Consider the following 14235-nt stretch of genomic DNA (forward strand, 5'->3'; position numbering starts at 1 on the left):
TGAGGATGATGGGCTATAATAAGTCATAGCATAACAAGGAGAGTAGAAATGGTCAATTTCACTTATCAAAATCCAACAAGAATAGAGTTTGGAAGAGACAAAGAAAAAAATATCGGTGAGTATCTCGCTGCAGAGAATATCAAAAAAGTCTTATTGACATACGGAAGTGATCGTATCAAAAAAGACGGTCTGTTCGACATAGTTATATCCAGCCTAGAAGCAAATGGTATCGAATTTGTTGAGTTAGGAGGAATCGTTAGTAACCCGGTCCTATCAAAAGTCTATGAAGCAACAGAACTGGCAAAAAAGCACAGTGTTGATGCCATACTCAGTGTCGGTGGGGGTTCTGTATTGGACAGTGCAAAAGCCATAGCGGCCGGCAGTCTGTATGACGGTGATGTGTGGGATTTCTTTATCGGAAAAAGTGTTATTCAAAAGGCACTGCCGGTATTTGACATTATCACCCTTGCAGCCACGGGGAGTGAAATGAACACTTTTGCCGTGGTGACGAATGAAGAAACGAAGCAGAAATTCTCTATCGCTTCACCGCACCTCTATCCAAAGGTATCCGTCGTCAATCCTGAACTTCAAAAGTCGGTCTCGAAGGAGTACCTGGTCTATTCTGCTTCAGACATTATCGCCCACTCTATCGAAGGGTATTTTACTGCATCCTCACATCCAGATATCATTGCTGCTTATATCGAAGCGAACATTGCCACGGTCATGAAAACCACTGAAACACTGCTGGCGGACCCAGATAACTATGACGCACGCGGGGAGTTCGCGTGGGCAGCGACCCAGGCGTTAAACGGTACAACCTATCTGGGAGTAGAAGGGTACAGTTTTCCAAACCATATGATCGAGCATACCCTTTCTGCACTCTTCAATGTACCACACGGTGCAGGTCTTTCGGTCGTCATGCCGGCATGGATGAAATGGTACGTTTCACAGAACGAAGCGCAGTTCGAACGTTTCGCGCAAAAACTGTTTGGACTTTCCGGTGCGATGGAAGGAATAGAAGCATTGGAGTCATGGTTCAACAAAGTCGGTACCCCAACCAGGCTTTCCCAACTCTCGATAAAGAAAAGTGATATTGATCTGATTGTGGAGAATGCTTGTGAGCATGCAGAAGCTTTCGGGTTGGCTGAAATGTATACGAAAGATGTGTTAAAAGAGATTCTTGAAAAAGCATTGTAGGTTGTGATCTGATTTACATACAGGAGTCTACTACTTTTAGCAGACTTCTACAGTATATTGATATTCTTTGTTTATAAGATTCAAGTGTTTCTAGTAGATTATAAATAATAACTATTGAATTATGTCTATTTTTTCAATTTCGGCAAACAACAACGTTTATATTTCACTCCGCTTCCACATATACATTTTTGGTTGTTTGTAAATTTTACTTTATCCTCATAGATCTCACCATCGACATATTTGTACATATCGTTTATTTTGATAAAAGTGGATCTTTCATGATGTAGATGTTGCACATGATCGAAAATATAATAGGCTTTAAACTCCACGATATCATCACTAGACTCAATGATCTCCAAATGCTGCCACAGACTGTTATCTGCCCAGTCTTGTATAAATTTGAGTTCTTCATCACTCCATGTATGATCATGTGTTGTCGCCTGAAGATAGTTTACATCCCCCAAACAGTAGGCACTATAGCGTGAGCGCATAAGACTCAGAGCCGTCGTTGCCGGCTTCTGCACTCTTAAAATAGGTTCACAACATTCTGAAAAATCTAATCCGCTTTTACAATAACACTTCATCCTCTTAACCTTAAATCCTCTAGTATCTCTTGACCACTGCTGAGAGTGACCCATATGGGACAGCATCATACCATAAAACGCATTTTATAATATAAACTTAGTATACTACACTCTGACATGAAGCATCAATTCAGTGGAGGAAGCCCTAAAATGCCAAGAAATAAACATTTACCTCTGAACAATATCTTTATCCACTCCAAGGTTCCTTCTAAAAAGCTTATGATCATTTTGCACGGCCGCGGGGATTCAACCCGTGGCTTTACCTTCTTACCACCCTACCTCAACCTTGATGACATGAACTACCTTTTACTCAATGCCCCCTATAGTTACTATGGAGGATACTCGTGGTATGATCTGCCACCCAACCAGTTAGAAGGTATTACACATTCATGTGCACTCCTAACAGAGATCTTTGATGCCCTTTTTGAAGAGGAGTTCAATGCCGAGGAAAGCTTTTTGTTCGGATTCTCTCAAGGTGCCCTGCTCACCTTTGAATTTGGGGCCAGATATGAAAAAGTGCTTGCAGGGTACATCGCGGTAAGCGGGTATATCTACGATGTCGACACACTTTTACAAGAGATGAACCCAAATGTAAATACTTCAAACTGGTTATGTACACATGGGACTTATGATGGTATACTCCCATTTAATACCTCAAAAACACAAATTGAAATATTACAAAATGGCGGGTTTGACATCACATTTAAAAGTTATGATAAAGACCATACTATTGCCGAAGATGAATTGATGATGATAAAAGAGTGGATAAAAAACAAACTTTAAGGACGAGGTTTTTGTAAGGATGTATGCTTAAGTATATGTTCTTTTTTTCTTCTATGTGCTACTTTGAGCATCTGCGTTTTTTCTTCTATATTTGCTTTGTTCCATTGACACATATCGTCAAAAGTACGAAAACACCCTAGACAGACATCATCTTCATTGAGACAACATTTTTTTATGCATGGTTTGTTTAGATCTATCATCATTATTTCCTTCTAAGTACTGCGATAAATGTTTTAATTTCTTTTCTCCATACCACCATCAAAGAAGTACGGTTGTATTGGTTTTCATACTACTTTGGGATCGCTTTAGTTTGGCTAAAAGGTATCGACGTCACTTCCTTATGTTTTACTATCACTCCTCTTAAAAAATATGCTATTATCTCTGCAGTAAATAAAACAGGATCACACTATGCACAAGCAGGCTTTAGAAAAAATAGCTTTATGTAAAAAAAAGAAACTCACATACCTGGATCTCAGTGGTCTTGGACTCACAGAGGTGCCTTCAGAGCTAGCTGCACTCATTTGGCTTGAAACGCTTTCCCTCTCTGATAACCATATCTCCGATATTACACCACTTTCATCACTGAAAAAACTGCATAAACTGTCGCTTTCCCACAATAGGATCTCTGACCTGAGCCCTTTGAGTTCACATGCAAAAATGAAATTTCTTTTTATTCAGGAAAATCACATCACAGATATTACACCTCTGCATCACCTTACAGCACTCAAAAAAGTGGTTGCACATAACAATCACATCCAAGATGTTACAAGTCTGACATCACAACAAAACCTTGTCTATCTGGATCTAAAAGATAATCCTATTCAAGATGTAAATATACTTGATACTTTTAGTAACCTGCTTGTGATAAAAATATAATTTCATATCTACCCAAAACTATAGACGTTTCAATAATCCAAGTGCTGAAGTGACTGCCCCCTCCAAATACCCACCTTCTACAAAGCTACTCTCTGTACCTGAAAAGATCAGCTGGCCGTCAAAATGTGTTGCATTGAATCCATAGGAAGGATGCTCACGCAGAGGCATAGCATCCAAAGGTGTTGACGTATAGGGCTCTTTTTTCCAGTCTACAAGATGGAAATTAATAGGATTGGAAGCTTTTCTTCCATAAAGTCGAGTAAGTTGTTGAATGACATCTTCTTCAAAGTTTTCATACTTCGAAGTACTGTGTACAAAACCAAAGAGTGCTGCTTTCTCATGAGTACAGGCATCATGTATCTCACCCAATGGTCCCAGATGAGAAATGGCAAAACCACTCAAACCCTCATCTCTCCAAAAGGCATCAGCATATTCAATCACGCACTTGGCAGCATATCCCATCCATGTAGGTATGTTCTGCAGTTGTGTATGAAGTGTCTCAGGTAAGGCAGGAGCATATACCATGTTTTCTACAGCCAAACGTGGAGGCAGTGTCGAGATCACCCTATCTGCCTCATACGTTCTCTCTGTCGTCTCAACCACTATCATTTCACCTGATTGCGTTAAAGAGAGAACCTTTTCATTAAGATGGACAGGGGTTTCAAGTCTCTTTTGCAAAGCCATGACCATTTGAGTGATACCGCCTTTGATACGGAAAGAAGGCGCTGTTTGAGAGGGTCTAAAGTGTTGTACACCATCAGGGGCATCATACGAAGCAAGTCCCTCCGTATATTGTGAAAAGAGTGATAAATCCAATGTCTCTATGAGCTTTAGAATGTTTTTTTGATGTGGCCAAATCCAAGAGGGTCCCATATCATGTCCACCCATCTCCATGATCCGTCCACCTGTACGATGACGTGCTTCTATGATCGTTACATCATATCTATCTTGCAGCAGCACGCCACTCACTAATCCACTCAGCCCTGCTCCGATAATCACTAATTTCTTTTTCTTCATTCCGCCATTGTAACCAATGATCATGAGAGAGAGGTAAAAGCACCTTTTGGATGCAAGGTATTCTTTTTGTAAACCTCCCAAGAGCGATCAATATATAGATGATTCTATTTTTATTTCAAAAGTGTGACAGAATAAGTTATAATGATAAAAAGGAGACAGAATGAAGCAGATGAAACTATGGGGTCTACTATTTATACTTATATTGGCTACACACACCCTTCACGCAGAGACAAAACGTTATGAGATTCAGTCTGCTATCATTGAATATGCTACCAGCAGCAGTGGTAATGTCATGGGGATACAAACCCAAACTGAGGGCAAAAGAAAAATAGTTTTCAAAGAGTGGGGGAATGTAGAACTCCATGATGAGACCACCAAATCTGTGATCATGGGTAGAGAGGCATATAGCCGTCAGACCACAAAGATCGATCATGACAAAGTCTATATCGTGGATTATCAGAAAAAGAGCATTCAACAGTATGATCCTGAGATGTTGATACGTTCTCAGTATAAAGATCTTGCCAAAAATGCTAAAGAGATGATACGCTCCATGGGCGGTGAAAAAATCGGGAATGAGACCTTATTTGGCTATGATTGCGAAATATGGGAAACCCAACAGATAAAACTCTGGCTCTACAAAGGGATCATACTAAGATCTGTAACCCATATGATGGGGCTCACCCATACAGTAGAAGCCAGGGATATTCACTTGAATGTGTCTATCTCTGATAAAGATCTGAAATTACCTGATTTTCCGATCACTACCATGCAACAGGGAGATCCCTCTCAAATACCTCAAATGACCCCTGAACAGATCCTGCAGATGCAAGAGATGATGAAGAATTTCACTCAAAAATAAAAGGAGAGACTATGAAAAATGTACTGATCATCAACGGACATCAAAGATATGATAAAATTGCAGAAGGAAGGTTGACCAAACTCTTTGTAGACACTGCCGGCGATTTTTTTACCCAACATGGGTTCAATGTGAAAGAGAGTATGGTTGAAGGTGCCTATGATGTCCAAGACGAGCTTGATAAATTTGCCTGGGCGGATTATATTCTGTTTCAATATCCTGTTTTTTGGATGGGAGTACCTTGGATCACTAAAAAATACATCGATGAAGTTTTCTCTGGAGGTATAAATACCGTCACCTTTGTCAGCGACGGCAGAAGTAAAGAAGATCCGTCTAAAAAGTATGGGAGCGGCGGACTGATGCAGGGTAAAAAATATATGTTAAGTCTCACCTATAACTGTCCTGAGAGCGAATTTGACAACAAAGAGGGTTTCTTTGATGGGCTCACATTAGATGAGGCGAATGTTGCCACACATAAACTCTTCCAATTTTGCGGTGCGGAACCGCTGGAAACCTATGCGATACATGATGTGTTTAAAGAGAACTTGGATATAGATGCTGAGCTCAAACGCTTCAAAGATACATTGGAAAGAAATTTTATAACCAGTCGATAGATATCTTTTTGGTTGTTACATCTCTTTGGGGTGTAACCCAACTATGCTCTTTTCATCTCCACTAAAAGTATATGTACATTGCTCAGAGCTTCAACATGCAGATCATCGTCTGAAACCTCAGCGGCGTCACCCTCTTTAAAGTCTATACCGTTGATCTTGGCGTCACCCTCCATGAGTTTCACATAGAGCTGTCTCTCTTTGCCCAGTTCAAAGGTAAGTGTTTTGTTTTGATCTAACTCCGTAACATACATATTTGCATCCTGATAGATATTGATAATATCAGGTGTACCTTGTGGTGCTATAAGATGCAGCCATTGATTATGACGTTCTTCAGAGTCAAACACCCTTGAACCATACTGGGGTTGAAGACCTTTAGCGTGAGGGAGAATCCATGTCTGTATAAGGTGTACCTCTTCATCGCCTTCATTTTTTTCAGAGTGAGTGATACCTGTACCTGCACTCAGGTACTGCAGAGATCCGCGTCCCAAACTCTCTTTATTTCCCATACTGTCTTGATGTGTCAGTTCTCCACGTATCACATACGTAATGATCTCCATATCTTCGTGTGGATGCGTACCAAAACCTGTATGGGGCTGGATAATGTCATCATTCATCACACGCAGTACACCATAATGAATATTCTCCCGATTATAATATTCGGCAAATGAAAAATGAAACCTGCTTTTCAGCCAGCCATGATCCGCAGTATAAAGTCTGTCAGTAGCTATATGAGTCGTCAAAAAAACTCTCCTCTAAAAAATCCCAAAATGATCTACCTTTGATGTCTTTTTTCTCTTCATAGACCAAAGTAGTTTCAATGTCATTGAGGTATCTATCATAGACCATTTCTCTTTCATGCTTAAGTGGTGTCTCACAGTGACATGTCTGATACCATTCCAATGTCACAGGATCTGTCATTAACGCTCTTTGCATCGCATTGACAATATAGGAACCTTCAGGTTCTAGATCATCGATACTACCATCAGTCAGTGCCGTAAAAAAATCTTTCAATTTTAGTTTATCTATTTTCGCTTTAACCTTATATAACATGTTGGCTCCTTCCACATTGATTATGTATCATATCAAGCACTCTGTGTACTATATATGTAATCATTGTATAATACCCATCACATTATCCTAAGGCAGACCATGAATATCACCTACCAACTCACCCAAGATGAATACCTACAGGCAGTCAATTTACATCATAAAAGAGGAAAAAGAGTATTTTTATTTGCAATCTATGTCATATTGGCTACTCTCATTGTGATCGTCGGAACTGACTTTTCAAATACCCGTGAGATTTTGACCAATATGATCGCTGCATTTTTTTCTATCTCTTTTTATATGCTTTTTGTACGTATGCTTTCTGCTTATCAGTCCAAAAACGTCTATCAAAAAAGTTCTACTCTGCCAAATGAGGTCACGCTGCATATCTCAGGTAAAGGTATCAAGTTAGATAAAAAGAGTAAAAATGCTTCTATCCCATGGAGTACATTTTCTAAGTGGAAAAATGATGAGAAGTTTTATCTACTATATACGAATCCTCGCCAATTCAATGTCATTCCTCTCCGTGCTATAAGTGAAGTACAGAAAAAAGAGCTCGATGCCTATCTGAAGAAATATATTCCTCAAACTTAACTTATAGCATCGGAATAGCCCATTTCTTATAATATGCGATCAGTCTAAGTACCATCCCCGCTGTAAAGACTGTGATCAGTGTATAATAAGAGATCATTTCGTACAGATTTAACACATAGAGCGTCAAACCTATCAGAAGTGCGATCGTCCCATAAAATCCAGTCTTGAGTACAAAAGGAATTTCATTGATGATCACATCTCTGATGATCCCTCCTCCCACTGCCGTCACAAAAGATAGGGCCAAAACACCTGTAAGATTCAACCCCGCTTCTATGGCTATCAGTGCACCCGTAATACTAAATGAGATCAGCCCTATGGAATCGCTCAGTATAAAAAATGATTTGTTCTCTATACTGTCTCTTTTGTTGAATCTAAATACGATCAGGAGGATCATAACGATAAGAATGGTAAGTGCAGGTGCATTGTGTGTAAAGGTATAAGGCATTTTATCTACAGCGACATCTCTGATGATCCCTCCACCCAGTGCGGTAAGAAATACCGAGATCAATGTACCCAGAAAATCAAGTTGGTTTCGTACAGCCACAAAAAAACCCGAACTGGCAAAAGCGATGATACCGATATACTCTGCGATCTCAAACATACAGTGCTGCCTTATCTATCAATTTCAAGATCGTTCTACTAGTTGGATACACAGGCATTGCCCCGTGAACCCCATTTTACAATGATGCCATGTTTGTTGGTCTCAAGATAGAGTTTACAGGTTCGTTGGACAACATCAGAGCCATAAGAGTACATACCGTAGCCACCATGATAATATGGCCAATGTCCATATCCTATCGACATTGAAGGGTAAGTGTAAATTCTAGATCTTTCATAAACATAGACTTTGTTTTTATTTGGTAGGATATAGGTACTGTCCGGATATCCTATCTTTTTAATTAAATCATTGATATCCTGTCCGACCCAGGCGTTATATTTGTTAACAAATTTTTGATGTGTTGCACATCCTTGCATAAACAAGAGAGCCATCGAAAAAAGAGAGAGTTTTAAAAAATATTTCATGACCTATTCCTTTCTATATTGATCCATGCATGTATGGATTATTCTCATAGTATACACTGTAAATGTAATAAATGTGTAATTTCATAGGTCAATTCATATTTTATGGCTTTGGGCGTTTCATTATGAGAGTTTTATACGCTATCTAAATGCTATGAGGCACAACATGCATCTGAATCTGAACTACAACATGAATCATCATTTTTAGTCGGTGCACATGATGGTGTTTCGCTAAATTTACCAAATGTTGGTACACAACAACCATCCGCAGTATCAGAACCATCTATACCAAATACTTCCACATCATCCATAGAGTGATAATTTTCCCATATCATACCGGTAGGATCAGTGACCCAATATTTATTTGAGGATTTGTAGCAGCAGACTGCACCCTCTTCCACTTTACCTTTGATCCCTTTCTCCTCGAAGCTCTGCTGTGCATGCGATAGTGCATCATCACTCTCATACTGTACACCCAAATGATTGACACCTTTTTCATACCCTCTTGTTGATATAGCAAAATTAAGTGAGAGATCATCTACCAACCATTGGGCATAATCCTCTTTGACTTTTGTGGGTTCTGTTCCAAACTGAGTAGAGTAAAAAGCAATACTCTCTTCTATATTGTCTACTGACATATGTATATGCAGTCTTCTTTTTTCGTTCATTGCGTATCCTTTTGCATTGATTTATAGATGATAAGTGATAGTAGGAATGATTTATTCTTTGTAAGTATGTGGTACCAGCCTTGCATCTTGCCCCACATTTTTTCTAAACTCCAATTCTCTTGGATCAGATCTCATCACATGGAGAAACATAAAGACATATCCACCTACTACGACAAACAAAATGACAAGAGAGAATGATATAACAGGTAAAAGTTCCATAGTGACTCCAAATATGTAATGTATAACTCATTCTAGCGTATTATCACACAAATTACAAACTGACATTTCATAGGAACATTCAAAAACCATTGTATTGAAAACGTGCGGAAAATATTGTATGGAAGGGAATTACATGTACATTTGGCATAAACTGCCAAATGGCATGAAAATAATTTACAGTAAACTATTTGGTCATTCTAAATCTAGGCAGATTTAAAAAATCAAACTTTTCACATAAGAGATTGACATCATCGTCTATAGATTCACCGATGAATATCATAATCGACCGTTCCGTATAATTCTCTAGCTCTTCGTATGAATCATTACCAAATGCATAGTTTATCACGATAGGGTTTGGAACATCTTTTGTTTTCACGACACCTTTCACCCTGTAAATACTTTTTGGAAGTGATTTTAACACTGCATCGACATCCGAGAATGCAATATCATCTTTTAAATAAACCACTTTTTGGGTGATCGAATCTTGTGCCGTATGGTCAAGACGTTCATACTCTTTTGCCAATCCGATAATCTCATCGACTTTGTAGACACCCTCAAAAACTTCTTTATGGACGATACCCTGTTGGGCTTGATTGATCACATAGTTATTAAATATCTTTTTACCTGTAAGTGTGTTCTTAATATTGTACTTTTCTTTGATCTCGATCACATCTTTCTTTACCGCTTCTAATTCATCCTCAGTTACCAGGTCAGTCTTATTGAGTACAAGGATATTGGAACCGCCAATTTGATATTTTGCCGTTGAATTCTCTTTATAGGAGTCAAAGTTTTTAGCATCGACAACACATATGACACCCTCAACAGAGATACCAAGGTTTTGAAGCGATAAAAAGATAGGAAAAGGCTCAGATGCACCTGAGGTCTCAACAAATATGATCTCAGGATTATATTTATTCATGATCTCTATGACACCGCTTTCAAACTCTTGAGCCAATTGACAACAGATACACCCTTCTGAAATTTCAAGTACTTCACTGTGTACATTCTTCAGTATATTGCCATCTACACCAATATCGCCAAATTCGTTTACGATAATAGCCACTTTTTTATCGGAAAAATGTTCTTTGACTGTATTCGTGAGCATGGTAGTTTTACCAACACCTAAAAATCCCGTAAGTATAAATGATTGTATCATGTGTATGTACCTTAAAATTAAATTGTAATTGAGTGGAGTTTATTAATACGTAATGTATCGTATGTAGTGTTAAAGTAACAACTGTGCTTAAAGCACAGTTGTATGATTTGTATTACTTCTTTGGAGCTTCCAACATTTGTTCGAAACCTACTTCTTTACACCATTCAGCAGTTAAGTCGAATGCTGCAGATGCAGTATCAAGGTTTTTCTGGATCAGGTCCATTTTCTTTTTAAACTTTTTCTCAATAACTGAGTCAAGTGTAGCTGTACCACCTGAAGCTGTATATTTTTTAAGGAATCTGTCTTTAATACCTTCTTCAATAGCAGGTTTACTAACAGTACCTAAAGCACCAAATAATGCACCCAACATTGCCATGTTTGTAGCAAGCTCAGTACCAGCTTGGTCGATAGCAAATTGAGTAAAGTCTCTAGTAAGAACTTTTACATTTAAAGAGTCAAGGTACTTTTTATCTTCATCAGTTAAAAGATCTATATCAGAGTTGATGATAACAAGACCATTCTCTTTAATACCAGCGTAAAAAGGCATAGTATATGATTTACCCATAGTAATAACTTGTGGGTGGTAGATCATAACGATATCAGGGTAGATAACTTCCCCTCTATCGTAGATAGGCACTGTACCGATTCTTGTATAACTCTCAGATGGAGCCATTCTTTTTTCAGCACCAAAGAATGGGTTAGATACCGCGTAGTAACCTTCTGTGTCCGCTGCAGTTGCTGCGATATGTGCCGCAGTAACCGCTCCTTGCCCACCTAGAGCGGGCATTCTGATTTTAATTGAATCTTTTGCCATTATAAAAGTCCCTCTTTTTTACATTTTTTCAAGTATTCTTCTGCTTCTGGTGAAACATGTTTGTAAGATGCAAATCTATCTTTATCTTGATCTTTCATTTCACCAAGTCCTTCATTCGCACTTAGTCCGATCTCAAGAATACAAGGTGTATAGATATTGAGGTAAGTCGGTCCGATTTCTCTAGCAACCAAGATCGCTTCTCTAACTGCTTTAGCTACTGCTTTTGGTGCAGAACCAGTCATGTTTACAGAATAGTGACAACCAGAAGTTTTAGCAAGTTCCCACATTGGTACTTTATCAAACTTTTTACCAGTTGGTGCCATTTTAAATACTTGACCTTTAGCCGTCATACCAGACTCTTGACCACCTGTGTTTGCATAAACTTCGTTATCAAAACAGATAGTTGTGATCTTTTCTTGTCTAAAGAATGATTGAAGTGTATAGTCAAGACCGATATCAACAGTCGCACCGTCACCCGCTAAAACCACAACGTCTTTTTGCGTGTCCGGGAATCTCCACTCCAATACTCTTTTGATACCAGATGCAACTGCATTTTGGTTACCAAAGAGTGAGTGTACTGTATGAAGTGCAATGTGTGGGAACATCAAAGATGTACAACCAGTTGAGTTTACAATAACTGTATCCTCAGGCTTAGGCAATGCAGAAAGTACATATCTTAATGTAGCCGCTTCTGGACATCCAGCACATAGTGAGTGTTCTTCAAGTAACTCTTTTGTTTCTGGGAGTTCTTTAATACCACGAGGTCTTTCTTGATTTTGCGCCCATGTAGCGTTTTCTTCAAGCTCAATGATCTCTTTTGGCATAATGTCTCTAAATTCAGGATTAATTTTATAAATATCTAATGCCATATTATGCTCCTTTTCCTGGATTAACTACTTCCATAACTTCTTGGATAATAGCTTCAGCAGGTAAACTCATACCACCCGCAACTCTTGGTCCTGCGTGAATGTTAACATCAACTTTTCCATAAAGCTTAGCTTTAACTTCGTTTGCTAACCAACCAACAACGTTGAATTCTGGAACAAATACATACTTAACACCTTCAAGTGCTTCTATAAGCTCTTCTTCTGGGAAAGGTCTGATCGTTCTTAGCTTGATAACTTTAGATTTGATACCAAGTTTCTCTAGCTCTCTTTGACCCTCTTTTGCTTGGTTAGAAGCAGTACCACAAGTAACAAATGCAATTTCAGCATCTTCGTTACCAGTAATATGTACCAATCCGTTAAGTAGGTGTCTAGCGTATCTTTTAGATCTTTCAACTGCAGATCTGATCTCCCACTGCCAAGATGCATGCGTAGCATAAGAGATATAGTTAGACTTCATAACAAATGGATCTCTTAGGAATCTTCCTGGAGGCATCTCAGAGTCTATTGGAGGTAGTGGAGCCGCATATGGATCATACGGTTGAAGTGCGATATCATCATCTGGTAGTTCAACAGCTTCACGAGTGTGGGATACAAAGAATCCATCTACTGCGGTAATAATTGGAACGTGAACATCTGGTTGTTCTGCAACTGTGAACGCTGCTAGTGACATATCAAATAGTTCTTGTACGTTCTCAGCATACCAGATCATACATCCAGTCTCTAGAAGGTATTGTACTTCCAAGTTGTCTGGCTGAATAGTAAGTGGGGAGTTAATACCACGTGCCATTAGTACCAGTTGCATTGGAGCTCTTGTACCTGACCACTGTGCAAAGTTTTCCATTGCTCTAAGTGTACCAGGACCTGAAGTAGTTGTAATTGTTCTAGCACCTGCCATTGAACAACCTGCAACCTCAGACATTACACCAAATTCGTTTTCACCACGGAAATAAACACCAACATAACCTTCAGCCCAAAGCTCACCGATAAGGTGTGCTGCTTCAGATTGTGGTGTAATTGGGTATGATACAGAAGCATCAACCGTTGCACGTTTAACAGCTTCTTTTAAAACCTCAGAACCTGTCATAAAGTGCTTAGTTCTAGGAGCTTCAAAAAGCATATGGTCTATAGAAACTAGTTTTTGTCCAGACCAGTTGTGTGTTTTAGTCATATCAGTAATTTTACTCATTCTTATCTCCTACTTTCCCAACTCAGCTTTTACTTCTTTAGCGATCTTGATGAATTTTTCAAGTTCGTGAGAGTGCTGGTCTCTTAATGTAGCCATTGCATCTTCATGCCCTGACAAACCACAGATTGCGATTGTATAACAATCAGTCTCTGCTCTTACAATTTTTAATGCAACGTTTGCATAGTGACAGTGAACACCAATGAAAATTGCAGCTTTAATGTTATTATGCCAAATTGTTAAGTTCGGGTGATTTGGGTTGATCTCAACTTCAGCATCAATTTTTGGATACTTTGGTCTGTAATCATACATTGGGATCATTTTAGCGTTAAGAACTTCTGACATCTCTTTAATAAGTGTAGCTTTTTTCTTCGCTTCTTCATTCCAACCATATAATACTTGAGGACCAGGGAAAATAGTTGCATTTTCACTTGTCAACATCACTCTTGCAACTTCTCTCATTGCAGTTTCTTCATCAACCACATCTTCCAACAAAAGTGCTTTCCCTTCTGGTGGTGTGATTACACCTTCATACGTAGCCGCAGGATACGGTGAATAATACGCAGGACCTTGGTTTGCCATAACTTCTCCTAATTAAAAATTTAAATTAAATCTAGAGTCTAGATTTATTCTTCGTGACCAGCCATTTCCATCGTAATACAATTACGATCAAGCATATCAGAACAAACGTACACACAAAGTGCACACCCTTTACATCTG

At 38.8% G+C, this 14235-nt stretch carries 20 protein-coding genes; 6 read left to right on the top strand and 14 right to left on the bottom strand.

All coding sequences use genetic code 11. The features are described 5' to 3' along the window. Window positions 1-48: 48 nt before the first annotated feature. Complete coding sequence (locus PF327_RS09680) at window positions 49-1197, top strand: iron-containing alcohol dehydrogenase (protein ID WP_289402361.1); 1149 nt, start codon at window positions 49-51, stop codon at window positions 1195-1197. Between the two features lie 125 nt (window positions 1198-1322). Here PF327_RS09680 and PF327_RS09685 read toward each other — a convergent pair whose 3' ends face one another. Next, window positions 1323-1781 carry a YchJ family protein gene (locus PF327_RS09685; protein ID WP_008242112.1) on the bottom strand — a complete coding sequence of 153 codons (459 nt, stop codon included), beginning with the start codon at window positions 1779-1781 and terminating at the stop codon, window positions 1323-1325. Between the two features lie 150 nt (window positions 1782-1931). Here PF327_RS09685 and PF327_RS09690 point away from each other — a divergent pair, with 150 nt between their 5' ends. Beyond that, entirely contained in the window at window positions 1932-2564 is a 633-nt protein-coding gene (locus PF327_RS09690) for an alpha/beta hydrolase (RefSeq protein WP_289402362.1), read from the top strand. Here PF327_RS09690 and PF327_RS09695 read toward each other — a convergent pair. Next, window positions 2561-2764 (bottom strand): DUF1289 domain-containing protein, encoded by a 204-nt coding sequence (locus tag PF327_RS09695; RefSeq protein WP_289402364.1) that lies wholly within the window; start codon window positions 2762-2764, stop codon window positions 2561-2563. The genes PF327_RS09690 and PF327_RS09695 overlap by 4 nt on opposite strands. 208 nt (window positions 2765-2972) lie before the next feature. On the opposite strand from PF327_RS09695, the gene PF327_RS09700 reads away from it, so the two are divergent. Next, on the top strand, window positions 2973-3440 hold the full coding sequence (locus PF327_RS09700) for a leucine-rich repeat domain-containing protein (RefSeq protein WP_289402365.1): 468 nt from the start codon (window positions 2973-2975) through the stop codon (window positions 3438-3440). Between the two features lie 18 nt (window positions 3441-3458). On the opposite strand, the gene PF327_RS09705 is transcribed toward PF327_RS09700, so the two are convergent. Further along, the gene (locus PF327_RS09705; protein WP_289402366.1) at window positions 3459-4457 is read right to left on the bottom strand and encodes a flavin monoamine oxidase family protein; all 999 of its coding nucleotides are present in this window, start codon (window positions 4455-4457) and stop codon (window positions 3459-3461) included. Between the two features lie 160 nt (window positions 4458-4617). On the opposite strand from PF327_RS09705, the gene PF327_RS09710 reads away from it, so the two are divergent. Both PF327_RS09710 and PF327_RS09715 read left to right on the top strand, forming a co-directional pair. Further along, on the top strand, window positions 4618-5316 hold the full coding sequence (locus PF327_RS09710) for a hypothetical protein (protein WP_289402367.1): 699 nt from the start codon (window positions 4618-4620) through the stop codon (window positions 5314-5316). A gap of 11 nt (window positions 5317-5327) precedes the next feature. After that, window positions 5328-5927, top strand: coding sequence for an NAD(P)H-dependent oxidoreductase (locus PF327_RS09715; protein WP_289402368.1), 600 nt, complete (start codon window positions 5328-5330; stop codon window positions 5925-5927). A gap of 41 nt (window positions 5928-5968) precedes the next feature. Here PF327_RS09715 and PF327_RS09720 read toward each other — a convergent pair whose 3' ends face one another. Continuing rightward, a complete protein-coding gene (locus PF327_RS09720) occupies window positions 5969-6667 on the bottom strand; it encodes a pirin family protein (RefSeq protein ID WP_289402369.1) in 699 nt (232 codons plus the stop codon). Further along, the gene (locus PF327_RS09725; RefSeq protein ID WP_008242100.1) at window positions 6645-6977 is read right to left on the bottom strand and encodes a hypothetical protein; all 333 of its coding nucleotides are present in this window, start codon (window positions 6975-6977) and stop codon (window positions 6645-6647) included. The genes PF327_RS09720 and PF327_RS09725 overlap by 23 nt, the downstream gene beginning before the upstream one ends. A 99-nt stretch (window positions 6978-7076) precedes the next feature. On the opposite strand from PF327_RS09725, the gene PF327_RS09730 reads away from it, so the two are divergent. Continuing rightward, on the top strand, window positions 7077-7568 hold the full coding sequence (locus tag PF327_RS09730; protein WP_289402370.1) for a YcxB family protein: 492 nt from the start codon (window positions 7077-7079) through the stop codon (window positions 7566-7568). Window position 7569: 1 nt separating this feature from the next. Here the strand turns inward: PF327_RS09730 and PF327_RS09735 are convergent, their stop codons facing one another. The 9 genes from PF327_RS09735 to PF327_RS09775 all read right to left on the bottom strand — a co-directional run bounded on the left by PF327_RS09735 (window position 7570) and on the right by PF327_RS09775 (window position 14097). Continuing rightward, window positions 7570-8169, bottom strand: coding sequence for a trimeric intracellular cation channel family protein (locus PF327_RS09735; protein WP_008242092.1), 600 nt, complete (start codon window positions 8167-8169; stop codon window positions 7570-7572). Between the two features lie 38 nt (window positions 8170-8207). Beyond that, window positions 8208-8591, bottom strand: coding sequence for a hypothetical protein (locus PF327_RS09740; protein WP_289402372.1), 384 nt, complete (start codon window positions 8589-8591; stop codon window positions 8208-8210). A gap of 149 nt (window positions 8592-8740) precedes the next feature. Further along, window positions 8741-9256, bottom strand: coding sequence for an ArsI/CadI family heavy metal resistance metalloenzyme (locus PF327_RS09745; protein ID WP_289402373.1), 516 nt, complete (start codon window positions 9254-9256; stop codon window positions 8741-8743). Between the two features lie 51 nt (window positions 9257-9307). Next, window positions 9308-9475 (bottom strand): hypothetical protein, encoded by a 168-nt coding sequence (locus tag PF327_RS09750; protein WP_289402374.1) that lies wholly within the window; start codon window positions 9473-9475, stop codon window positions 9308-9310. Window positions 9476-9659: 184 nt separating this feature from the next. Continuing rightward, window positions 9660-10631, bottom strand: a complete 972-nt coding sequence (locus tag PF327_RS09755) for a CobW family GTP-binding protein (RefSeq protein WP_289402375.1) — start codon at window positions 10629-10631, stop codon at window positions 9660-9662. Between the two features lie 112 nt (window positions 10632-10743). Beyond that, window positions 10744-11445 (bottom strand): 2-oxoacid:ferredoxin oxidoreductase subunit gamma family protein, encoded by a 702-nt coding sequence (locus PF327_RS09760; protein WP_289402376.1) that lies wholly within the window; start codon window positions 11443-11445, stop codon window positions 10744-10746. Further along, window positions 11445-12314, bottom strand: a complete 870-nt coding sequence (locus PF327_RS09765) for a thiamine pyrophosphate-dependent enzyme (protein ID WP_008242083.1) — start codon at window positions 12312-12314, stop codon at window positions 11445-11447. The genes PF327_RS09760 and PF327_RS09765 overlap by 1 nt, the downstream gene beginning before the upstream one ends. 1 nt (window position 12315) lies before the next feature. Beyond that, the gene (locus PF327_RS09770) at window positions 12316-13518 is read right to left on the bottom strand and encodes a transketolase C-terminal domain-containing protein (RefSeq protein ID WP_008242082.1); all 1203 of its coding nucleotides are present in this window, start codon (window positions 13516-13518) and stop codon (window positions 12316-12318) included. A 9-nt stretch (window positions 13519-13527) separates the two neighbouring features. Next, window positions 13528-14097 (bottom strand): carbon monoxide dehydrogenase beta subunit family protein, encoded by a 570-nt coding sequence (locus PF327_RS09775; protein ID WP_008242081.1) that lies wholly within the window; start codon window positions 14095-14097, stop codon window positions 13528-13530. Window positions 14098-14235: the final 138 nt, after the last annotated feature.

It is taken from the genome of Sulfurovum xiamenensis, assembly GCF_030347995.1.
GTDB lineage: Bacteria > Campylobacterota > Campylobacteria > Campylobacterales > Sulfurovaceae > Sulfurovum > Sulfurovum xiamenensis.